The sequence below is a fragment of the Algoriphagus sp. oki45 genome (assembly GCF_036245605.1).
GTDB lineage: Bacteria > Bacteroidota > Bacteroidia > Cytophagales > Cyclobacteriaceae > Algoriphagus.
On the sequence record NZ_BTPC01000001.1, the window covers coordinates 1,472,824 to 1,495,412 of the forward strand.

Consider the following 22,589-nt stretch of genomic DNA (forward strand, 5'->3'; position numbering starts at 1 on the left):
TATTTTTTGTTATTCATTCATTAAGAAAAAAGGTATATAAATATTAAACATTTGAAAATAATATGGATCCACTCCCTCCTACATCAAATTAAACCCACCCTTCACCAAAATCTTGGTCTCCGGAGTCATGCCCTGCACTGGCTGAATAGAAATCATCCCCTGATTTGGGGCTCCTGGACTGACCTCGATCTGCTCCAATTCATAGCCTTCCTCTGTTTTGGACTTTTGGATGAGTATAAAATATTTCCCATCTACCTCGGTGATTGCCTCCTCGGGAAGGCTCCATCCGTTTTCAGTGTCCAAGTTAATCCTTGCCTGTACAAACATCCCTGGAATCAAATTTTTCCCCAAAGACTCATCCACCAAATCCGCATGTACATTGATCTGACGCTGCTCATTTACAGTTTGCCCCACCACATGAATTTCTGCTTCGTAGACTTGATCTGTCTGATCAGGAAGAGAAAAAACCAGCTTTTGACCTATGTAGACTGAGGCTGCATCCTTTTCAAAAAGTACCAATTCGATATGCAGGTGATCTTTGTTCAGCAGGCTAATGGCTTTCCCCGAAGCAGGCAAAAACTGACCGGGAACCACATGCACCTCCTCCACAAAACCATTGATCGGAGAGACCACAGGCACCTTGGAGCGAATGGTTTCCGGGGTCAGTTGATCGGCTGATATCCGTATCAAGCTCAGTTGCTTTTTCAGTCCCTGGCTCTTGGCTAAAGCTCCCCGGTAATCTGCCTCCGCTTTCAGCAGATTTTTTTGCGCAGAAATCTGCTCTGCAAAAAGCGTCTTCTGTCGCTCATACTCTGCTTTCAGGTAGTCCAGCTGACTGGAGGTCTCCAGATAATCCTGCTGTAGGCGGACAAAATCCGGATTTTCAAGATTGAACAGGACCTGCCCTTGACGGACGGCCTGCCCTTCGATCAAAGTCAAGTCGCTTACATACCCGCCAAAGTAGGCTGAGATTTCCTGCATGCCTTCCACCGGAATCTTTACAGTTCCTTGCACCGTAAGCTGTGAAGAAAAGTCTCCCGTCTTGATGCTCCCCCATTCCATTTCCATGGTGGAAAATTGGGTATTGGAAAGGAAAATCAACTCCTTGGATTCCTTTACTTCCGTGACTTGGATTCCTTCATCCTGAGATGATTCTTTTTCCCCACAGCTGAAAAGCATACTGACGCCAAGAGCCGGCAGTAGAAAAAAACGTGGTGTGATTGGTAGCGATTTCATCAGTTGTTGAGGTAAATGAGTTCTAATTGATTGAGTTGAAAGTCCAGCTTAGCCTGGAGGTATTGCAAAGTGATCATCCGTGAATTTTCGATCAGCTGAACGTATTGAAGGAAGTCTATTTCACCTTCTTTGAAAGATCGGATAGCCTGCTCTCTCAACTGTTGAGAAAGGATTTTTCCCTCGGATTCGTAGTAGGCGATCACTTGCTCATTTTGAGCCAAAAGAGTTTCTATTCGTTCATAATTGGTCTGCAGCTTTTGGCTGTAGGCTTCCGATTCGAGCAGAATTTGCTCCTGCTCATACTTTCCTGCTTTGATTTTTGCACTTTGGCTTCCAAAAAAAAGCGGAATCCCTACACCGGCCTGAAAGCCGGGATAAACCCTCGCATCCGGTCCCGGATTGGTCCCGCGAAACACATCCAATTGAAACTCCGGAAGGAGAGTTCTTCGCTCGGCTTTGGTCTGACTTTCGGCCTGAAGATACGCCGCCTGATAAAGGAGTGTAGATGGATGATTTTCCCAATCCATCGGTTCAGGAAGGGAAATCGGAGAATTATCCAGCTCAAAATCACTGTCAATATTCAACAGCTGTCTGATTTGGCCTTTGGCAATATCGAAGTTCCGGACCGCTTCCTCTTTTTTCAGGGCGATTTCCCTCTGCTTGCTTTCGGCAGTCAATTTCTCCAGCAAGTTACTTTCTCCTGTCTCCAACCTACGGGAGGCAGCTCGGGCAAACTCCCCATACAGACTATCCAAGAATGAATAATTTCGGGTCAGTTCCTCCCAATAAAGTGCCGTGACAAAAGCTTGGCTTACTTGTTTCTTGAGCTGCATAGTGCTTAACTGAAATCGGGCAGACTCCTGTAGCTCTGCTGCCTGAAGTACCTGCTTCTGTGCGGAATAAACGGATGGAAAAGCAATGCTTTGTCTCAGTCCCCAAACCCTGTTGTAAATTCCGTTTTCGGCAATGTCGTTTTCATCCTGAGCGTAATACAGCTCCGTTTTACCCAGGTTCCAACCCGACTTACTCCTAGCAGCAGCTGACTCCAGCCCTTTTTGTGCGGCTAGGATACCTAAGTTTTGTTCTTCGGCAAGTTGAAGAGCCTGATCCAAGCTAAGCTTTTCTTTTTCAGTCTGAGAAAAAGCGGGTAGAGTAAGAAATAAAGCCAAAATGAGGAACGCCGACCCTTTTTTGGGACCTTGGGTTTCCTCTTTTGGGCGATTGAAAATGATGTACAATACAGGAAGCACGATCAATGTAAGCAAGGTGGCAGAGATCAATCCGCCTACCACCACGGTGGCCAAAGGCCTCTGAACCTCTGCCCCGGCAGAAGAAGAAATGGCCATGGGCAAAAATCCCAAAGCAGCGGCAGAAGCAGTCAACAGAACCGGGCGAAGGCGTTCCTTTGCCCCTTGAATGACCATCTCCTGAAAGGAAGTGAATTGGTATTTCATGGATTTGAAATGTTCGATCATGACGATTCCGTTGAGCACGGCTATTCCAAACAAGGCGATAAAGCCCACACCTGCCGAAATACTGAATGGCATATCGCGCAACCACAGAAGTACTACTCCTCCTATTGCTGAGAAAGGAATGGCGGTAAAAATCATGATAGCATCCCTAGAAGAGGAGAAGGCAAAATACAGCAGGATAAAAATCAAAATCATTGCAATGGGAACCGCAATGAGTAATCTGAAGCGGGCCTGCTGAAGATTTTCAAACTGTCCTCCGTAGTCCACCCGATATCCTTCCGGGATATCGATTTTGGCTACGATCGCCTGAATATCATCCACCACAGACTGCAGATCCCTGTTTCGCACATTCACTCCGATGACTATTCTTCGCTGAGTATTGTCCCGAGAAATCTTCGCAGGACCTTTGGTATAGGTGATGGTCGCCAGTTCATTGAGAGGTACACTTCCTCCAGTGGGTAACTGGATGGAGGCATTTTCCAGATGAAAAATGTCCTTTCGGAAGGGCTCAGCGAATCGTACCACCAAGTCAAATTGCTTTTCCCCCTCAAAGACCGTCCCGGCACTTGACCCAGCGAAGCCCATGGTCACCACCTGATTGAGGTCTTCCACATTGAGCCCATATTTGGCGATTTTGCTCCGGTCATATTCGATTTTCATCTGAGGAAGACCATCCACTTTCTCCAATATAATGTCCGCAGCACCCTCAACTCCCTGAATGGAGGCTTCTATCTTCTCAGCCGTTTCCAAAAGCACATCCAAATCCTCCCCAAATACCTTGATGGCCAAATCAGCCCTCACTCCAGTGATCAATTCATTGAAGCGCATTTCGATAGGCTGGGTAAATTCAAAATCCAGTCCCGGAATGGCGGTAAGCGCCTCCTTAAACTTCTCTGCCAACTCGTCCTTGGTCTCAACTGTGGTCCATTCTGAAGGAGGATGAAGAGTCACGATCACATCACTCTCTTCCATGGACATGGGGTCGGTGGGGATTTCGGCTGCTCCGATACGCGTCACTACCTGATTGACTTCGGGAAACTGAAGCAGGATTTTCTCCATCTTGGTGATGGTCCTCACGGTATTGGAAAGGGTGGTCCCAGTCTTCAAGACAGGCTGTATCACAAAATCCCCCTCATCCAAAGTGGGCACAAACTCAGCCCCCATGGTAGAAAAGAGAAGAATCGCTCCAGTCAAAATCCCCGCAGCTCCAATCAGCACAACGCGTGTATTACGGATCGCCCATTGAAGGGAAGGTTCATAGATTCGATTCAGAAAACCGATCAATCGTACTGAGATATTTTTTGGTCCGGGAGGGTCGGATTTAAGAAAAATAGAGGAAACAACGGGCACATAAGTCAGCCCCAAAATCATCGCTCCAACCAATGCGAAGCTAAAAACCTCTGCCATGGGGCGGAACATTTTCCCTTCTACTCCGGAAAGGGAAAGAATAGGAATGAATACGATGATGATGATAATCTGACCAAAAATGGCCGAATGCATCATTTTTGAAGCTCCGGTAAAAGCGATCTTGTCTTTTTCTCCCTGCTTTTCGGCCTTGGATAATCCCTGAAATACCGAGGAAGATTTGGAAAACTGATAGGCGATATACTCCACGATAATCACCGCCCCGTCAATAATAATCCCAAAGTCTATCGCTCCCAAACTCATCAGGTTGGCATCTACTCCGAAAATATACATCATCGACAAAGCGAAAAGTAGGCTCAAAGGAATCACAGAAGCCACAACCAAGCCTGAACGGAAATTTCCCAATAGCAAAACCACGACAAAGACTACGATCAAACACCCGAGAATGAGATTTTCGGCAATAGTGAAGGTAGTCCTTCCGATCAAATCCGAGCGATCCAGAAAGCCGTTGATTACAATTCCTTCCGGCAGGGTGTTTTCCATTTTGGCAATGCGTTCCTTGACCCGGTCTATGGTCCTTTTCCCGTCTGCCCCTTTGAGCATCATCACCTGCCCAAGGACTTTTTCTCCCTGTCCGTTGGCAGTGATTGCTCCGAAGCGATTAGCATGACCAAAACCGACTTGGGCAATATCCCGGATATAAACAGGCGTACCTCCTCTCACCTCCACGACGATATTCCGGATATCTTCCAGATTGGCAACTAGCCCTTCTCCCCGGATAAAAAAGCTTTCATTGGTCTTTTCGATATAGCTCCCCCCTGCAATGGAATTGTTTTTGGCCAAAACCTCATAAACAGCTGCCAAATTGATATCCATAGCTTTCAATCTCTCCGGATTGATAGCTACTTCGTATTGCTTGAGAAATCCTCCCCAAGTATTGATCTCCACCACGCCTTCGATTCCGGCGAGCTGCCTACGGACTACCCAATCTTGAATTGTCCTTAAATCAGTGATAGAATATCTGTCTTCATAGCCAGGCTTGACGTCGATGATATATTGATAAATCTCCCCCAATCCGGTAGAAATCGGCCCCATAAATGGAGTCCCAAATCCCTGTGGAATCCTCTCCTGAGCCATAATCAAGCGCTCGGATATCAGCTGCCGAGGGAGGTAGGTTCCCATATCTTCCTCGAAAACGATGGTCACCACCGAAAGTCCAAACTTGGATACCGAACGAATCTCCTTGACTCCGGGAAGATTGGCCATTTCCAGTTCTACGGGATAGGTCAGGTATTTTTCCACATCCTCCGTGGCAAGATTTCTGGAAGTAGTAATGACTTGAACCTGATTGTTGGTGACATCAGGGACCGCACCGATGGAAAGTCTCGACAGGGAAAAAATCCCAAATCCTATCCAAAAAGCAGTAAAAAGGAAAATCAGGAGCTTATTGTGGATACTCCATTGGATAATACGGTCAAGCATGAGCTGGATTATTTTACCCAAAGGTCAATATCCAGCATTAGCACTGTCTTAGGCTATTCTTAAGATTTGCTTAAGATTGGGGAAAGTCCAGGCGGAAAACGCTCCCACTTCCGGGATTGCTTTGGACAGAAAGCTGAATTCCTGATTCCTGGGCAAGTTTTTTGACAATAGCCAATCCTAAGCCTGAACCGGGAATCCCTTCATCCACAGCCTTCTTTTCTCTGAAAAAAGGATCAAAAATCTGCTCCAGATTCTCCTGATCGATTCCCTTTCCAGAATCGACCACTTCAATAAACGCCCCTTGCTCAGACTTCCCGGTTCGAAGGATCACAGGGAAGGTTTTTTCAGAGTATTTAATTGCATTCTGCAGCAGGTTGTCCAGAATCATTTGGAGGGTCTTTTCATTGGCTTTGATATAGATGGGCACACTTACCAGGGATTGAAAGCTCACTTCCCTTTGCTGGTCTTTGGCAGTCTGATCAGCCAATTCCTCCAAAAAAGTGATCAATTCCAACTCCTCTTTCACTAAATTTTTCGAGCTCTCTACCCTAGCCAAAGCCAAGAGCTGATCAATCAGCGCACTCATTCGGTCAATGGTCCCTAGAGCTGTTTGGATTTTTTGCTCATATTCATCTGGTGTTCTGGACTTCCGAATTAACACTTCCAAAGTACCTCGAAGCACAGAAAGGGGGGTTCTTAGCTCATGGGAGGCATCCGAGGTGAATTGCTTTTCTCTTTTCAGTGACTGTTCCAGCCTTCCCAAAAGTTCATTGATCGAGCGGGTGAGTTGTCCGATTTCATCATTCAATTCGGGCTCAGAGATCCGTTCATTCAGATTTTTTTGAGTGATCTGATTGGTTTTGGAAATGATCTGCTGGATTGGCTCTATACTTTTCCCGGCCAGATATCGCATGGTGAGAAACAGAGAAACCAAAATCATGGGATAAAAAATGAGCAACACATTCCTCAGATTGTTCAGGAGCTCCCGGGCATCCTGAAAGGACTTGGCCAAGAGGAGGTAGCCTTCAGGCTTCCCATCATTATAAAGTGTAATCTGCCGCTGACGGACTTCCTGTGCCCCCAGCTTCTGAGTCCAGGCTTCATTTTTTCTGGATTTTTCGGGGGAAAAACTCAGATGGTTTTCTCTCAGATTGGGAGATCGGTCCATTGATTCCCCTTCCAAATCCACAATTTCGATAAATATCGGATTGAGCTGAATCTGACTGTGCTCTATCTCTTCCCACTCATCTTTATGGAGAAATCGGATTTCTCCTTGGACCAAAAAGATCTGATCCTGATGCTTCTCCGTCTCAAGCTGCAATTCCCGGTCGATATTTTGGATCACAGTGATTCGAGCTACTCCATAGATCAGGGCAAAAACCACCAAAATGATCAGGGCTGTGACCCAAGTGAGTCTCCAGGCAATCCGTTCTTTGTAGGCTGTTTTCATGCGTCCTTGGCCATATACCCCACTCCCCGGATCGTCTGAATCCAATCCTCTTCCTTACCGATATCCAGCTTCTTTCGAAGAGAATTGATAAATACGTCAATCACACCGGTATTGTAATCAAAATGAATATCCCAAACACTCTCGATGATTCGGGTCCGACGGCAAACCTTGTTTTTGTTGCGAATGAGGTATTCCAAAAGAGCAAATTCCTTTTGGGTCAGCTGAATTTCTTTTTCATCCCTAAGGACCAAATGCCTGTCGGGAAATAAGCTGATCGGCCCGAGAGTGAGTTTTTCGTCCGAAGGACTTTTTCCACGTAGCTGAACCCGAATTCGCATGAGCAGCTCCTCGAAATGAAAGGGTTTTTTGATGTAATCATTGGCCCCGCTTTGCAAGCCAAAGATGGTCTCATCCAAGGTGTCTTTGGCTGTTAGAAAGATGATCGGGGTGTCCGGAAAATCCTTTCTGAATATCCGAGTCAATTCTATCCCGCTGATCCCCGGAAGCATCCAATCCAGGAGAAGCAAGTCATATTCCCCGGAAAGAGCCAATTCCAAGCCAGACTTTCCATTGTCGGCTGTATCTACGGCAAAACTTTCCTCCTCCAGGCCCTGCTTGAGAAAGTTGGATATTCCGGGTTCGTCTTCTACTACTAGGATTCGCATCGCTTAGGCAATATCCTATCTATCGGGGAGGGAAAGAAAAAAGAAGGCTTAATTTTTTCTTAAAAAAAAGACTCCCCGATTGGAGAGTCTGAATCTTAGACGGCTTCAGCCATTCTTGGCTCTTTTATTTTCTTGGCCGACTTTTTCTTTCGCTTGTTCCACCAAATTAGGGTGCCTGTTATCGGCAGAGAAGTAGCAACCAAGCAAGCCAAAAACCACAAGAACTTGGTAAACTGACCAAAAATCTCTCCGGTATGCAAGGCCTTTACCGAGCGTCCGATTTGCTGACGGACTGGCAAATCCCCAAAAAGGTTGATTTCTTTAACCTCAAGATTCGCCGGATTCAACTTCAGTTGATCTGCCCCGGACCGGGCAAAGAAACCCGTTCTGTATTTGCTGATTTGAATGTCATCGCCGGGTTTTTCAGGCAGGCTGATTCGAATATTTCCCTGATAGTCCAGGGAAGCATTCCCTGCCAAAACTACCTCGTCCAAAGAGATGGTGCCCAAAGCAGCCATTTCAACCGGCTCCTCAACTTCCTTTTTGACTTCGGAGGATTCATTACTTTTTGGCGCCTGATAGGTATCCCAAGTCTTTTGCCAGCCTTCGCGGTACCACTGATAAGACCAGAAGGGTCCGGTCACAGCCATCAAAAAAAGGAAGATCAAAGAGTAAAAAGCCAAGGTATTGTGCAAGTCATGGTTAACCCGCTTCCAATTACCTGACCATTTGATTTTAAGTCCCTGATTCCAGTTTTTCACCTTTTGGGGAAACCAGATTACGATTCCCGTCAAGACACCCAAAAGAAAAAGTAGGGTCGCCACTCCATTGATGAATCGACCCAAGTCCCGATTGCCCATGCTCTCCAAAATGGGACTTTCTACCCGATCCAAAAGCAACCATCGATGCAGGGAAAACATATAGCCCATAAACTCCTCGGTAGCGGTCTTTTCAGAATTATCCGCCAAAATGGAAGCAGTGTATGGGTTCACGAAGTAAGAAACGGCTCTCTCCTCTCCTTGCTTTTTGGCACTGATCTGCACCGTTCGATTCTCTCCGGAATAGACCTGAACCCCAGTAACTTCCGCATTCAATTCTGCTTCAACCCGAGCTCGAAGTTCATCCAAACTTAGCTTTGAACCCTCAGCTTCTACAAAATAGCGTTCCGAATCAAAAAATTCACGGATTTCTGTATTGTACACATAGATGGTACCGCTGAGACAAACTGCAATCACAATCAGTCCACAGGTCAAGCCTGCGTAGAGATGAATATCATTGAAAACCTTCCGGATGGACTTCCACATGGAGTACTTATTTTTATTTGGAACAAATCTAAAGAGATGAATCTTTATTTAGAATTAATCCATAGAAAAATTGTGGAAATATTTTTTTGAACGGTAGGCAAGTGAGCAAAAAACAAAAAGTGTCTTTACCTTGAGCGCCAAATCTGGTCATCTCCCCATGAAAAATCTTTCCTTTCTCTTTCTATTTTGCCTGTCAGCACTGCTTATCGCCTGTGACCCCAAACCCTCCGAGCCCAATCCCCGATTGGAGCAGCCCGAGGAGTTTAAGCAGCTATTGGATGCACATGGAGAATGGGAAAAGTGGATCAATGCCAAGGCTTTTTCCTACGCCATGATTCATGAGACCAATCTGGCTTGGGAAAATCACTACATCGATTTGGTAGAAAGAAAAGTAAGAATTGATGCAGATACTTGGCAAATCGGCAATGACGGGGAAAAAGTATGGATCAGCCCCAATCGTCAGGCTTTTCAGGGCCGATCCGTGCGCTTCTACCACAACCTGTACTTTTACTTTTTCTCAATCCCCTACATATTCACAGACCCGGGAGTTACCGTAAAAAAGACCGAAAACAAACTGCTAAACGGTATTTCCTATCCTGCTTTTGAGGTGAGCTTCGAAGCAAATGTAGGAGACAGTCCGGACGATAAATACTTTATGCTAGTAGACCCCGAAACTAGCCGCTTGGCTTGGGTGCTGTACAAGGTTACCTTTTTTGACAAAAACAATTCATCCATGAATGCCCTCAAATACGAGGACTACCGGGATGCAGGCGGCTTGGTTTTCCCGAGATTGATGACAGGCTATGAATATGAAAATGATTCTACGAAGAAGATTCGCTATCAAGTGAGTTTTGCGGATGTGTTTTTGGTAGACAAGGCTATGGACGATGAGCTTTTTGCCATGCCGGAGAAAAATGCTGTCGTAGCCAACTGATCACTTGGGGCGATGAAGTAGCTTGATATCCACCCGAGCCTTGAGTTGGGATTTTCCATTTCCCGCGAAGGTTCCCTGTACGGGTAAGGTCCGCTGAGGGTCAGGATGTGAGGCTAATGGAATATAATGATGGTCCGTAAGCAAACCCAAACTTGGGTCTAAGCCTACCCATCCCGCGCCGGGTAAAAATACCTCCAGCCAGCCATGAAGCTCATGCCCTGCTTCCAACTCCGGATTGAAAGCATAGCCGCTGACAAAGCGAGTAGCCAATCCCATTTCCCGAAGCATTTCCATTTCCATCAAGGCAAGATCACGGCACGAACCTGTCCTTTCAGCATAGGTAAAAGTCGGTTCCCAGATATCCTCTTCTTCCCTGACCTGATGTTTCCAGTTTTGGTAAATGGCCTGAGTCAGTCTGACCAAAAAATCGACCAGTCCTTTGGATTGGCTTCTAATCCCTTGGATAAATTCAGTGAAGTGCAAATCTTCTGTGGAAGAAAGAAAAGGAATGAGGAAGGCTGTTTTTTCCTCATAGGAAAACTGAAAGAGCGGATCGGTCCAGCCTCTCTCTTCAAATGGCCTGTCCAAAATAAATCCGAAAGGATTGAAATCCCGAAGCTTGAAAATCCATTCGGAATGAATCTCCATCTGCTCAGTCTGGGCCGAAAACCAACACTGACTGTACCAATTACCCGCTAGGTCCTGACGGAAGTTCTGTCCGTCTGGATTGGGTAAAACATCAAACTTCTGATGCTCAATCCTGAAATAGGGTCGGTGCTGCGGTTGGAGATAGAGCTTGTGAATCCCCAGCATGACTGGGGAGGAATAGGTGTATCGGGTATGATGCCAGACCTGAATCAGCATGTTCAGGTATTTTCAAGAATCTGTTCGAAATCCTCAAAAGCGCTGCTGAGCACTTGGGAAGGCAATTCTTCAATGGCTTTTTTCAGTCGATTATTCCAAAAAGCAGAGATATGCTCCAGTTCTCTTTGCTCGAATCTCTTTTCCTTGGTGAAATATTCGTCATTTTTCAGGACCACGGTATCGATCGGAAAGTCCACATCATTGGCTGAAATCCTGGTAGCATCAAAGGCCAAAAAGGCGCATTTGAGGGCATAATCCAGAGAATCCTCATAATGAAAAGATCTCTTGAGCACCGGATGCCCAAAGCCGGAATTTCCGATAATCACAAATGGGGTCCCTTTACGGATTTCGATCCAGTTGCCTTGAGGATAAAGCAGATATAGCTTGGGCTCGGGATCATCTTCCAACTGCCCACCAATGATGGAAAACAGGTTAAACTGAAGCCCTGACTCTTCGAGATTGGCCTTATCTTCTTTGGCAACTATTTTCACCTGATTGCCAAACTCGTTGACCGCCTGATACAACTTTGAAAAGGAATCATCCTGATGGGCGATCACTTCAGAGAAGTAGGTGATGGCCTTGTCCCGCACTGAGCGCAGCCCTGAGGTCATGATGAAAAAGGAATGCTTGCGCTTATTGACCGTGTAGACTTTTTTGGAGGTAGTAGTCTCACTGCCGGAAGTAATCCGGGTATCCGATAGGCCCACGAGGCCATGTTTGGTTTTTATTCCTAGACAAAAGGTCATCCGTATGATCAGGGGTTTTCGGTGTAATTCACTTTCAGCTGAAAGAAATTTTCCGAGATGAGGTCCGAAATATGGTTAATTTTTAACTGGAGTCCATCCAAATATTCATGAAGTCCCACAGAAATTATATCATCGACCTCTGAGTATTCCAGACGGGACTTCATTTCTCCAATGGCTTTTTCTGCGGAATTTTTGAATCCATCCCCGGAATTATCCGAGATGCAATGCAAAAACCTCTCGGCTTCCTTAAGGCAATAGTAAATCGACCTGGGAAAGTATTTGTTCAGCACCAGAAACTCAACCACACCAGATGGATCTATGTTCCCGTACAACCTTCGATAGGTATTAAATCCAGTCACAGACTTCAGCAAGGCGGTCCAATGCAGAAAATCCAGTGGAGTACCTACCTCATTGGGTGAAGGCAAAAGGATATGATACTTCACATCCAAAATCCGCGAAGTCTTGTCGGCCCGCTCCAGCATTTGCCCGAGCTGGCGAAAATACCAGCCTTCGGTACGGGCTACAGTGGCATCAGCCAATCCGTAGATTAGAAGGATTTGGTTTTTCACCGATTCAAAAAACTTCCTCGGATCTTCCTTTTTCCAAACCTTCTTTTCATAGCCTTCAGTCAGCATGTAATACAGCTCATTGGCCTTTTCCCAAGTTTCCTTGCTGAGATTTTCCCGGATGATACGGGCATTTTCTCTGGCTTTGGTCACTGCAGAAAGCATGGAATTGGGATTGTCCGGATCAAAGGCCAGGAAATACATCACCTGATGCCGCTCAAAATCCTTATGCTTGGACAAATACACATCCAAATCTCCCGTGGCAGCTACCAAAGGCTGCCATTGCTCCTTCAGGTCCATGGGCAGGTCCTGCATGAGATTGAAATTCACATCGATAAATCGGGCATAGTTTTCTGCTCTTTCCAGATATCTTCCCAGCCAGTAAATGTGGCTTGCTACGCGGCTTAACATATTATTTCTTGATTATTTGTACAAAACCCAGGTGTCCTTACTTCCCCCACCCTGCGAACTGTTGACCACAAGTGACCCTTTCTTGAGCGCCACTCGGGTCAGTGCTCCAGGGATTACTTCGATTTCTTCCCCGTACAAAATGTAAGGTCTCAAATCCACATGCCGACCTTCGATCCCCTCCTCGGTCAGACAAGGAACCGTAGATAGTGATAATGTAGGCTGTGCGATGTAATGCTTGGGATCATTCTCAATCAGTTTTCTGAATTTTTCATGCTCTTCTTTGGTGGCTTTGGGACCGATGAGCATACCGTAGCCTCCGGCAGCATTGGTTTCTTTGACCACCAGGCTTTCGATATTTTCCAAAACATATTTCCTGTCTTCCTCTTCGCGACAAAGGTAGGTGGGCACATTGTTTAGAATTGGCTCTTCGTCGAGATAGTATTTGATGATTCGGGGGACATAGGCATAGACAGCCTTATCGTCCGCCACACCGGTACCCGGAGCATTGGCCATGGCGATATTTCCTGCTTTGTAAGCTTCGAAAATTCCCGGAATCCCCAGCATGGACTCGGGATTGAAGGTCAAAGGATCGATAAAAGAATCGTCAATCCTTCGATATATCACATCAATCTGCTGCAAGCCCCTTGTGGTTTGCATATACACTTTTTTATCCTTGACGATCAGGTCCACCCCATTGACCAGCTCCACTCCCATCTGAAGAGCAAGGTAGGAATGCTCAAAATAGGCCGAATTGTAAATACCCGGTGTCAAAACCCCGACCACGGGCTTGGGTTTGTCAGAGAGGAATTGAAGCATCTTCAAAAGCTTAGTCGGGTAATTGGAAACTGGCATGACACCTTCATCATTGAAAAGTTGCGGATAGGCCCGCTTTATAATTTCCCGGCTTTCCAGCATATAGGATACTCCGGATGGACATCTGAGATTGTCCTCCAAAATGTAATATTCTCCGTCCTTGTCTTTGACCAAGTCCGTACCGGTGATATGGCACCAGATACCCTTGGGAGGGGTAAGCCCGATGCAGGGCTTGAGGTAATCTTTGGACCCCAAAATCAAATCCGAAGGCACTACTCCGTCTTTCAGGATTTTTTGCTCATTGTACACGTCCTGAAGGAACAGATTCAAGGCATGCACTCGCTGCTTGAGTCCGGCTTCCAATTTTCTCCACTCCGAATTGGGAATAATCCGGGGAATGATATCCAAGTGCAGGATTTTTTCCAAACCTTGATTGTCATGGTAGACATTGAAGGTCATCCCCATGGCCTTTTGGGTTTTGTTGGCCGAAAACTGAAGCTGATGCATCTTTTTGGATGAAGTCTTTCCAAGAAATTGCTGAAATTCTATGTAGTGGTCTCTGATCTGCCCGGACGCATCAAACATCTCATCGTAGTGCTCTCCGCTGTGATATCCTTCTGTTTTCATGCTGATAAAAATTTACCTTAAGTTAAAAAAGAAACCGGGAAATCAAATTTTTTCAAAAAACTCTCAATTTTTCAGAAGATTTAGCACCGTTTCGGGCTTTTTGTTTTCTTTTCTTCAGTAAAATTGAGCGAAAAAGATCTCAGATCATTTAAGAATCAATATTCCATATTGATCCAGAGACTTCTTTATACTTGGCTAAAACCATCTGTTTGATCTACCTTTAACTATGCCAAAAAGAATCATTGCTTTAGGAAATACTGCTTGGGCACAGAAAGTGACCCTTTGGAGAAAGGTGAAAGACACCCTCTTTATTGGGATTGGGGTAGTCATGGCAAGTATTGGTTTGAAAGGCTTTCTCCTTCCCAATAATTTTTTTGACGGAGGAGCGATGGGAATGTCCCTTTTGCTGGAGATTGTGACCCCTTTGGATCTCTCTCCTCTAATTGTCCTGGTCAACTTGCCCTTTATTTACCTTGGCTATAAGCAATTAAATCTCCGTTTCGCGATCAAAAGTACCTTGGCCATTTTGGCATTGGCCCTTCTGGTTCATTACATCGAGCTACCTGTAATTACTGCTGACAAACTGTTGATTGCCGTTTTCGGAGGGTTCTTTTTGGGAAGTGGGATTGGTTTTGCCATCCGGGGAGGGGCGGTGATCGACGGTACGGAAGTATTGGCCATACAGGTTTCGAGAAAGTCCAGCCTGACCGTCGGTGACTTTATCACGGTTTTCAATGTCTGCCTCTTTATCGTCGCGGCCATCTTGGTCAACCTCGAGACAGCGATGTACTCCATGCTTACCTACTTTTCTGCTTCCCGTACGGTGGATTTCCTAATCAACGGGGTGGAAGAGTACATCGGGGTGATGATTATCTCCGAATTCAATGAGGACATCAAGGCAAAAATTACCTATGACTTAGGACGTGGAGTGACGGCTTTCAAGGCTGACGGGGGATTTGGAGAAAAGGCCAAAAATCCGGATCGAAACGTGTTATTCTGTGTTGTCACCCGGCTGGAAGTAACCCGGGTATTGACCGAAATCGAAAAAATAGACCCCAAAGCTTTTGTGATTCAATATCCAATTAAGGATACTAAGGGGGGAATGATTAAAAAAAGGCCGCTGCATTGATTGGAAGAGTCAAGATTTCAGACGCTAGAAGCAAGACCCTAGAAGTCCAAAATCTTGGAAGTTGTTGATTGCCTCTACAACGTTTGTTTTTCAGCCTCCTTATTCCCTAACTCGTTCAAAAGTCATCAAGGTGGGGCCCAGTCCACCGCCCTTTACGACAAAGCGTAACTTCAATTCGGATTCACTCAAAGAGGAAATAAAGAATTTGATGGGGTTTACTTTACCGGATTCAAACACAATTAGTGTGTCTGATTTCACTAAAAACCTCCCCTTTTTTTCTGATACAGAAAAATCAGGCCCCGCATTGGTGAAAAAGACAGAATCTTTGTGAAAAGAGTAAACTGTATTTTCCAAGACAAACTCCATTCCCTGGATAGCATCCAGTTTTTTATCCTCGCTCAATTCTTCAAATGCTCTGCTCCTTATCAGTGAATCGAAACCTGAAAAATCCTTAAGCTTCCATGTGCCTTCCAAAGAACTCAGAGCTAAGGCAGGAATTAGAAGAAAAAGAAATTGAATTATACTCATAGTATCAAAGTTTCAGTCAAAAGACTTATGGGTCTACTTTTCTATATTTCAATAAACTCCTAGCCACCAAACTTTCGTCAAGGACCTTTCGGAGGTTCATTTCATTTTCTGATATATGGTCAATAATAAACTTATGGCTTTTTATCTTTCCGGATTCAAGAATGACTATGGTATCTTCTTTCAGTAGCCATCTTCCATTTTTGTGCTTTACGATTCCTCCCGGACCAGCGTCTGTAAAAAAGACAGAGTCTTTTTTGAAGTCATAAAAAGTACTGTCTAAGACAAATTGAAAGACTTTTGCCATTTCATTTTGCTGTTCTTCTGTGCCCATTTTGAAGGCTTCTAAAGTCATAATATTCAAAAACACCTCATCCCCTTCCAACTTCCATTTACCATAGATGAGATTTTTATCAACCCCTACAATTGAGATAAAAAGAAATAAAAAAAGGAATAAGTGCTGTATCATACCATTCAATTAATTTAATTTTCACTTTCTGACCTTGTATAAACATCCTTACTCCTTGCTATAATCCCATCCGGGAAGACCATCCTTTTTTCCAATTCATTGGACTCATTTATTTTTACCAAATAGGTATAAGTAAATATTTTATCGTAGTCGAAGATTTTCAAAGTATCACCGATGACCACCCACTTTCCTTTTTTGTGGACAAGCACTTTTTCTCTTGGATTTACATCCACCCAATAGACTGTATCTTTTCTAAATTCAATGACGGCATTCTTTAGGTACAATTCATTGATTTCAAGTATTTCATCCTGCTTTTCTTTGGGAGTGGCTTGAAATGCAGATGAATTAATCATGTTGAAATTTGCCTCAGCAAATTTCAAATCCCACTTTCCCAACAAAAGAATAGGATCAATCAAAAAGAAAAGAAATACAGAAAATCTTAGCATGAACTGGAAGGAATTAAGCCCCTATAAATTACAGAAGAGTACTACCTTGAAAATTTACATCTCATTCATTAAACTAAATATCAATATAGGTTTAGGAGAAATAAATTCAAACGATTGACTAATTTTATAAATTAATTTCAAAATAGCAACCCATTTCATCACAATCAATTTTGTAAGTTATTTGTAAAGGCTTGGACTGGGAATTGTAGATTAATCCAGATTCGACAATAATTTTTCTAAGATCAAAAAGATACTGCTGCTTTGGTTTAGGACGCAAGATTCTAGAGATGAGACACTGTGAAGTCCAACAAAAAAAGCCATTGGATTCCTACCAATGGCTTTCCTCTTTAAATAGTCTCTTTATACTAATATCTTGATACTAGATACTTAAATCTTGATTCTCAAGAAATCGTGGATCCACTCGATGTTCCCTCGTGTGGCACCAGCAGCTTCAGCTTCCCGTCTTTATCCTCGGCCATCAGAATCATCCCCTCAGAGTCAATGCCCATCATTTTTCTGGGAGCCAAGTTGATCAACATGGTCACCTGTTTACCCACCAAAAACTCCGGTGCAAAATGCTCCGCTACTCCGCTCAAAACGGTTCTATGACCCAATCCGGTATCTACCTTGAGCTTCAGCAATTTCTTGGATTTGGGCATGGGTTCGGCCTCCAATACGGTGACAACTCTCATGTCCAACTTGGCAAAATCATCGTAAGAAATTATCTCCTTCATTGGAGTAACTGGGGCATTGGCAGCTTCATTCATCTTTTTGGCGTCTAGTAATTTTTGTACTTGTTTTTCTACAGTCTCGTCTTCGATCTTTTCAAATAAAAGGCCCATGGGACCCAAGGCTCGGTTGGCTCGAATCAATTCTCCATTTCCTGCCTCAGACCAGTTGCCTTTTTCGATTCCAAAAAGATCAAACAGCTTTTTGGCCGTAAATGGCAGGAAAGGTTCGGATACTACGGCCAAGTTCGCAGCAATATTGAGTGCGATATTTAGAATGGTTTTGGTTCGTGATTCGTCGGTTTTGATTTCCTTCCAAGGTTCGGTATCCGCGAGGTATTTGTTCCCCATTCGGGCCAAATCCATCACCAAACTCAAGGCTTCCCGGAACCGGTATCGCTCGATGGATGCTTCGATTTTGGCAGGAAACTCCGCCAACTCCTTCAGGACTTCCTGATCGATTCCTCTCAGTTCACCTCGCTCCGGTACGATTCCCTGGAAAAACTTCTGGTTCAGGACCACGGCCCGATTCACAAAGTTTCCATAGATCGCAACCAATTCACTGTTGTTTCTTCCCTGAAAATCCTTCCAGGTAAAGTCATTATCCTTGGTCTCAGGCGCATTGGCGGTCAAGACATATCGAAGAACATCTTGCCTGCCCGGAAACTCTTCCAGATACTCATGCAGCCAAACGGCCCAATTCCGGGAGGTAGAGATCTTGTCCCCCTCCAAATTCAAAAACTCGTTGGCCGGCACATTATCCGGCAGCACATAGCCTCCGTGCGTCTTCAGAATCGCAGGAAAAATGATGCAGTGAAATACAATGTTGTCCTTGCCGATAAAATGCACCAGCTTGGTATCCTGATCTTTCCAGTAAGGTTCCCAATCGATTCCTTTCTCAGCTGCCCATTCTTTGGTGGAAGAAATATATCCGATCGGCGCATCAAACCACACATACAGTACCTTTCCTTCAGCATCCTGTAGAGGCACTTTGATCCCCCAGTCCAAATCCCGGGTCATAGAGCGGGCCTGAAGGCCATCTCCTGCTTCCAGCCAGGATCTACATTGGCCTAAGACATTGTTTTTCCAATCCTCTCCGTGCTCTTCGAGAATCCATTTTTTGAGGAAACTCTGATACCTCGCCAAGTCCAAAAACCAATGTTTGGTTTCTTTCAGGACTGGAGTTCTTCCGCTGAGTTTGGAACGTGGATTAATCAGATCGGTGGGAGAAAGGGAAGTTCCGCACTTTTCGCACTGATCTCCATAGGCGTGTTCATTACCGCACTTGGGACAAGTACCCTCAATGTATCGATCTGCCAAAAACTGCTTGGCCTCCTCGTCGTAGTATTGCTCGGTGGTCTGCTCAAGAAACTCCCCCTTTTGGTACAAATCCATGAAAAACTCCTGAGAAGTCTCGTGGTGGACTTGGGCAGAAGTTCGGGAATAATGATCGAAGCTGATTCCGAAGTCCTGGAAGGCCTTTTTCATCATCCCATGGTAATGGTCTACCACTTCCTGAGGAGTTTTGCCTTCCTTTTGGGCCTTGATCGTGATGGCCACCCCGTGCTCATCCGAACCGCAGATGTAGGCTACATCCCGACCTTGGGAACGCAAATAGCGCACATAGATATCCGAAGGCACATAGCAACCGGCCAAATGACCGATATGAAGAGGTCCGTTGGCATAGGGCAAAGCTGAGGTGATGGTGTATCTTTTGAATTGTTTATTGCTCATGGGTGAAATAGATGGAAGACAGAAGACTGAAGACCGGAGCGGACTAGGCTAAGCCCTCTAAAATCGAGGTCAAAGATAGGAAAATCAGATGAAGGAGGGCTCAGGCATTTTGAAATTCACTCCGGGCTTCTTCTGTCAAAATCCCATTGTAAATGATGCTGATGGCTTGATCATAGATATCCGAAGGGGGAATTTTGATTCCTTTTTGCATGGCTTCCGGAAACTGGGAGTAAAATTTGGGATCCAAAAGACTCTGTACAGCCGCAGCATAGAGCAAAACCACCAAGCTGATATTGATCCTTGAATTGACCAGACCTTGGGCGATTCCCTGTTCAATCAATTTGGCAAATCGAAGGTAAGCGGACTCATTAATATAGGAAGTCAAGTCTTCCCAAATCTCAGGAGCAAACTCCCTCAAATCCTCAAACAACTCAGGATTGATTGGGGCCAAATGCGTAGCTACCACGGTGAGGGATGACTTTAGCTTCAGAGGAAAAGAAATGTACCTGTTGTCCAAGATGGCTTCTACCTTGGCAGTAAGCTTGGTTTTCAGGATTTCAAAAGAAGCGGAAAGCAACTCCAATTTGCCATCGTAGTATTTATAGAGGGTCTTTTTACTCATACCCAATTCTGCTGCTATATCATCCATAGTGGTGTGCCGATAGCCTTTTTGCAAAAAAAGGTGATAGGCAGCATCCAGAATTTTACCCTCAACCGAGCTCTTTTTACTCATTTCCTAAAATTTAAGAATTTCAATGCTTTGACTTCCCTTAGCATCGGAGTGCGAATTACGACAAATTTATTTACGAAGTACGAATTACGATACTTCGACAAGCCCTGTACAGGATTACGACATCAACAGGATCTTCAACCCTTATCTCCCTACTTTAGACTCCAGTCTCTCCTCTCTACTCCTCGGTCTTCTAATACTTCTGTCCTTCCGTCTTCGGTCTCCATACTTTGCAACCTTACAACTTTTCCACTTTCCAACTTTACAACTTTCCCCCTTCCAACTTCTCAACTTCCACCAATCCTTTTACTTTTACCCTTCTTAAGTTTTTACTCATGACTCACGCAGAAGCTGCACATCGGATTGCCCAACTCACCCAGGAAATCAACCACCACAATCACCTGTACTATCAGGAAAGCAGGATCGAAATCTCAGACTTTGAATTCGATCAATTGCTTGAGGAGTTGGTTCGATTGGAAACCCAATTTCCGGATCTTCTGAAGTCCGACAGTCCCAGTCAGCGGGTTGGAGGCACGATCACCAAGGAATTCCAGACTGTGGAGCATGAATACAAGATGCTTTCTCTGGGAAACAGCTACTCGATTGAAGAACTTCAAGCCTTTGACGAACGGGTGGCAAAAGGCCTGGGAAACAGGAATTACGAATATTTCTGCGAAATGAAATTTGATGGAGTAGCCATCTCCTTGGTCTATGAAAACGGAACCCTTGTCAGAGCTGTGACTCGTGGAGATGGCACCAAAGGTGATGATGTGACCGCCAATGTGAGAACCATCCGAAACATCCCTCTCTCCATCAAAGAGGCAAATGTCCCTGCCAAATTTGAAGTGAGAGGAGAGATTTTTTTACCTCTCAAGGAATTTGAAAAAATCAATGCCGAGCGGGAAGCCAAAGGCGAAGCCTTGCTGGCTAATCCCCGAAATGCAGCTTCCGGAACCCTCAAAATGCAGGATAGCGGGGTGGTAGCCAAGCGCAGGTTAAATTGCTATTTCTATCAGCTTTTGGGAGAAAATATTGGAGTTTCGAGACATGACGAAGCCATCCACTTGATCGAAAGCTGGGGATTCAATGTCTCCCCTACTTACAAAAAAGCCAAGGACATCGATCAGGTTTTGGACTACATCGAGGAGTGGAGAGAAAAGCGTTTTTCACTCCCACTCGATACCGATGGGGTGGTACTGAAAATCAACGACTACGAGCAACGGGAGGAGTTGGGATTTACCGCCAAAAATCCCCGTTGGGCAATCGCTTATAAATACAAGGCTGAGAGCGCCGAGACGGAATTGCTTTCCATCACCTATCAGGTCGGCAGAACAGGAGCGATTACCCCTGTAGCCAATCTGGCACCGGTGCAGCTAGCCGGCACCACGGTCAAGCGGGCTTCCCTCCACAATGCCAATGAAATTCTTCGCTTGGGCATTCATGAGCGGGACTTTGTCTTTGTGGAAAAAGGAGGAGAAATCATCCCAAAAATCACAGGTGTAAATACCTCCAGAAGGAAGGCAGGAGCTCGGCCAATCCACTATATCGAGCATTGCCCGGAATGTGGCACTGAATTGATCAGAAAAGAAGGAGAAGCCAAGCATTACTGCCCCAACTCCCAAACTTGCCCTCCACAGGTTTTGGGGAAAATCGAGCATTTCGTCAGCAAGAGAGCCATGGACATCGACTCCATGGGGACCGAGCGAATCCGCGCCCTGATTGATCAGGGCTTTATCCGGAGCTATGCGGACATCTATGATTTGGAGCAAAAGCAAAATGAGCTTCTCGGACTCGAAATGAGTCAGGATCAATACGAGCGTGAGGCTACCGGACTGCTTTATATTTCTTTGGAAAAGGCCCTCTTCGCCCTGACAGAAGGCATTTCTTTCAAACAGATTCAGGATTTTCTGGCTGAAACAGCCCACCTCACACTCAGGGAACAGCTCAGAGGATTCCAAGGTCAGATTCGGGCTTGGAAGAAAAAAGTCCCATCCAATGTCGGCATGATCGACTATCTGCTTCAGAATCTGGACCAGCATTCCGAACTGATGAAAGTAGAAGACTACGTACCGGTTGCAGTGGTTTTGGAAATCTTTTTGGGAAGACGAGTTTCCTTTGATCAGATTCTGGAAGCGAGCAAAAAGCACGGTACCGTGCATATGATTCTGCTGGAACTGGACTTGGATTTGCCTTCTGAGATTCAGGAACGAATCAAAAAACTGAAGGCCAACACCTTTCAGGAAGGCGTCATTTCCAACATGATGGAAGGGATTTTCAAGTCCAAGGAACAGCCTTTTGAAAAAGTGCTTTTTGCCTTGGGCATCCGCAATATCGGGGAAAACACAGCCGTGCTACTCGCGAGGCATTTTGGAAGCATCGAAAAATTGCAGGAAGCAAGTGACGAGCAATTACTGGAGATCAATGGCATAGGAGAAACTTTGGTGACCAGCATCCGAGAGTTTTTTGCGCAGCAGGAAAACTTGGACCATATCTCCAGACTGAAAGCCAATGGACTGAAATTCGAGATCGAACAGCGGGAGGAGAAAGTACTTGGAAATGCCTTGGCCGGGAAGCGGATTTTGGCTTCGGGCAAGCTGCAAAACTTCAAGCGGGACGAGATCGTGGACTTTGTTCTGGCACACGGAGGGCAATACATTTCCTCCGTTTCCAAAAACCTGGACTTCATTATAGAGGGAGAAGAAATGGGCCCAAGCAAAAAAGAAAAAGCCCAAAAGCTAGGAATTCCGCTCATTTCAGAGGAGGAATTTTTGAAGATGGTAGAGGGGTAAATGCTATTTCGAAAAGATATAGCATTCTTCAAAATCCAGCTTTAAACGCACTAAACCTGTTTTTTTCTTTGAGCGGGGAGTAAAACCCGCCTAAGGCTGTATCT

The 22,589-nt window shown here is 45.1% G+C and carries 17 protein-coding genes; 3 read left to right on the forward strand and 14 right to left on the reverse strand.

What is annotated here, in order from left to right; genetic code table 11:
* Positions 1 to 78: 78 nt before the first annotated feature.
* From AAA942_RS06455 to AAA942_RS06475, 5 genes are all read right to left on the reverse strand, one after another.
* Positions 79 to 1,236 carry an efflux RND transporter periplasmic adaptor subunit gene (locus AAA942_RS06455; protein ID WP_338219424.1) on the reverse strand — a complete coding sequence of 386 codons (1,158 nt, stop codon included), beginning with the start codon at positions 1,234 to 1,236 and terminating at the stop codon, positions 79 to 81.
* Positions 1,236 to 5,555, reverse strand: a complete 4,320-nt coding sequence (locus tag AAA942_RS06460) for a CusA/CzcA family heavy metal efflux RND transporter (protein ID WP_338219425.1) — start codon at positions 5,553 to 5,555, stop codon at positions 1,236 to 1,238. Before AAA942_RS06460 ends, AAA942_RS06455 begins: the two co-directional genes overlap by 1 nt.
* 70 nt (positions 5,556 to 5,625) lie before the next feature.
* Positions 5,626 to 7,005: a sensor histidine kinase gene (locus AAA942_RS06465; protein ID WP_338219426.1), complete on the reverse strand. Its 1,380-nt coding sequence runs from the start codon at positions 7,003 to 7,005 to the stop codon at positions 5,626 to 5,628.
* A complete protein-coding gene (locus tag AAA942_RS06470; RefSeq protein ID WP_338219427.1) occupies positions 7,002 to 7,670 on the reverse strand; it encodes a response regulator transcription factor in 669 nt (222 codons plus the stop codon). Before AAA942_RS06470 ends, AAA942_RS06465 begins: the two co-directional genes overlap by 4 nt.
* A 95-nt stretch (positions 7,671 to 7,765) precedes the next feature.
* Positions 7,766 to 8,974 (reverse strand): PepSY-associated TM helix domain-containing protein, encoded by a 1,209-nt coding sequence (locus tag AAA942_RS06475; RefSeq protein ID WP_338219428.1) that lies wholly within the window; start codon positions 8,972 to 8,974, stop codon positions 7,766 to 7,768.
* A 157-nt stretch (positions 8,975 to 9,131) separates the two neighbouring features.
* Here AAA942_RS06475 and AAA942_RS06480 point away from each other — a divergent pair, with 157 nt between their 5' ends.
* Positions 9,132 to 9,908 carry a DUF6503 family protein gene (locus AAA942_RS06480; protein WP_338219429.1) on the forward strand — a complete coding sequence of 259 codons (777 nt, stop codon included), beginning with the start codon at positions 9,132 to 9,134 and terminating at the stop codon, positions 9,906 to 9,908.
* On the opposite strand, the gene AAA942_RS06485 is transcribed toward AAA942_RS06480, so the two are convergent.
* The 4 genes from AAA942_RS06485 to AAA942_RS06500 are packed head-to-tail and all read right to left on the reverse strand — an operon-like array spanning position 9,909 to position 13,935.
* A complete protein-coding gene (locus tag AAA942_RS06485) occupies positions 9,909 to 10,772 on the reverse strand; it encodes a transglutaminase family protein (protein ID WP_338219430.1) in 864 nt (287 codons plus the stop codon).
* A 2-nt stretch (positions 10,773 to 10,774) separates the two neighbouring features.
* A complete protein-coding gene (locus tag AAA942_RS06490) occupies positions 10,775 to 11,518 on the reverse strand; it encodes a peptidase (RefSeq protein WP_338219431.1) in 744 nt (247 codons plus the stop codon).
* 8 nt (positions 11,519 to 11,526) lie between these two features.
* Complete coding sequence (locus tag AAA942_RS06495) at positions 11,527 to 12,495, reverse strand: alpha-E domain-containing protein (protein WP_338219432.1); 969 nt, start codon at positions 12,493 to 12,495, stop codon at positions 11,527 to 11,529.
* Positions 12,496 to 12,507: 12 nt separating this feature from the next.
* Positions 12,508 to 13,935, reverse strand: a complete 1,428-nt coding sequence (locus AAA942_RS06500) for a circularly permuted type 2 ATP-grasp protein (protein ID WP_338219433.1) — start codon at positions 13,933 to 13,935, stop codon at positions 12,508 to 12,510.
* Between the two features lie 226 nt (positions 13,936 to 14,161).
* On the opposite strand from AAA942_RS06500, the gene AAA942_RS06505 reads away from it, so the two are divergent.
* Positions 14,162 to 15,064 (forward strand): YitT family protein, encoded by a 903-nt coding sequence (locus AAA942_RS06505; protein WP_338219434.1) that lies wholly within the window; start codon positions 14,162 to 14,164, stop codon positions 15,062 to 15,064.
* Positions 15,065 to 15,163: 99 nt separating this feature from the next.
* Here AAA942_RS06505 and AAA942_RS06510 read toward each other — a convergent pair whose 3' ends face one another.
* The 5 genes from AAA942_RS06510 to AAA942_RS06530 all read right to left on the reverse strand — a co-directional run bounded on the left by AAA942_RS06510 (position 15,164) and on the right by AAA942_RS06530 (position 19,699).
* Entirely contained in the window at positions 15,164 to 15,592 is a 429-nt protein-coding gene (locus tag AAA942_RS06510; protein WP_338219435.1) for a hypothetical protein, read from the reverse strand.
* A 25-nt stretch (positions 15,593 to 15,617) separates the two neighbouring features.
* Positions 15,618 to 16,058: a hypothetical protein gene (locus tag AAA942_RS06515; RefSeq protein ID WP_338219436.1), complete on the reverse strand. Its 441-nt coding sequence runs from the start codon at positions 16,056 to 16,058 to the stop codon at positions 15,618 to 15,620.
* 14 nt (positions 16,059 to 16,072) lie between these two features.
* The gene (locus AAA942_RS06520; RefSeq protein WP_338219437.1) at positions 16,073 to 16,504 is read right to left on the reverse strand and encodes a hypothetical protein; all 432 of its coding nucleotides are present in this window, start codon (positions 16,502 to 16,504) and stop codon (positions 16,073 to 16,075) included.
* A 401-nt stretch (positions 16,505 to 16,905) separates the two neighbouring features.
* Positions 16,906 to 18,966 carry a methionine--tRNA ligase gene (metG, locus tag AAA942_RS06525; protein WP_338219438.1) on the reverse strand — a complete coding sequence of 687 codons (2,061 nt, stop codon included), beginning with the start codon at positions 18,964 to 18,966 and terminating at the stop codon, positions 16,906 to 16,908.
* 100 nt (positions 18,967 to 19,066) lie between these two features.
* Positions 19,067 to 19,699, reverse strand: coding sequence for a TetR/AcrR family transcriptional regulator (locus AAA942_RS06530; protein WP_338219439.1), 633 nt, complete (start codon positions 19,697 to 19,699; stop codon positions 19,067 to 19,069).
* 332 nt (positions 19,700 to 20,031) lie between these two features.
* Between AAA942_RS06530 and ligA the strand changes: the two genes are divergently transcribed.
* Positions 20,032 to 22,485, forward strand: a complete 2,454-nt coding sequence (gene ligA, locus AAA942_RS06535; protein WP_338219440.1) for an NAD-dependent DNA ligase LigA — start codon at positions 20,032 to 20,034, stop codon at positions 22,483 to 22,485.
* The last annotated feature ends 104 nt before the right edge of the window (positions 22,486 to 22,589 follow it).